This is a genomic window from Rhizohabitans arisaemae (assembly GCF_025996515.1).
GTDB lineage: Bacteria > Actinomycetota > Actinomycetes > Streptosporangiales > Streptosporangiaceae > Rhizohabitans > Rhizohabitans arisaemae.
Window position 1 is genome coordinate 1 of record NZ_BLRH01000043.1, and the last position, 928, is coordinate 928.

The window sequence follows — 928 nt, forward strand, 5'->3', positions numbered from 1 at the left end:
GGTGGTGATGGCGTGCCTTTTGAAGAATGAGCCTGCGAGTCATGGTGTGTGGCGAGGTTAACCCGTGTGGGGGAGCCGTAGGGAAACCGAGTCTGAATAGGGCGAATGTCAGTCGCATGCTGTGGACCCGAAGCGGAGTGATCTACGCATGGGCAGGTTGAAGCGCGGGTAAGACCGTGTGGAGGACCGAACCCACCAGGGTTGAAAACCTGGGGGATGACCTGTGTGTAGGGGTGAAAGGCCAATCAAACTCCGTGATAGCTGGTTCTCCCCGAAATGCATTTAGGTGCAGCGTCGCGTGTTTCTTGCCGGAGGTAGAGCACTGGATGGCCGATGGGCCCGACAAGGTTACTGACGTCAGCCAAACTCCGAATGCCGGTAAGTGAGAGCGTGGCAGTGAGACTGCGGGGGATAAGCTCCGTGGTCGAGAGGGAAACAGCCCAGATCACCGACTAAGGCCCCTAAGCGTGTGCTAAGTGGGAAAGGATGTGGAGTTGCGCAGACAACCAGGAGGTTGGCTTAGAAGCAGCCATCCTTGAAAGAGTGCGTAATAGCTCACTGGTCAAGTGATTCCGCGCCGATAATGTAGCGGGGCTCAAGTGCACCGCCGAAGTCGTGACGCTCACACGTTAGCCCAGCCGGGGAGACCCGGTTCAGGTGTGTGGGTGGGTAGGGGAGCGTCGTGTGGCGGGTGAAGCCTCCGGGTGACCGAGGGGTGGACGCCATGCGAGTGAGAATGCAGGCATGAGTAGCGAATGGGCAGTGAGAAACTGCTCCGCCGGATGACCAAGGGTTCCTGGGCCAGGCTAATCCGCCCAGGGTAAGTCGGGGCCTAAGGCGAGGCCGACAGGCGTAGTCGATGGATAACGGGTTGATATTCCCGTACCCGCGGGCGCGCGCCAATATCGAGGCCGGTGATACTAAGGGT

The 928-nt window shown here is 59.3% G+C and carries 1 rRNA gene; it reads left to right on the forward strand.

The features are described 5' to 3' along the window. Nucleotides 1-928, forward strand: a 23S ribosomal RNA gene (locus RUR_RS26600); the annotation flags it as partial.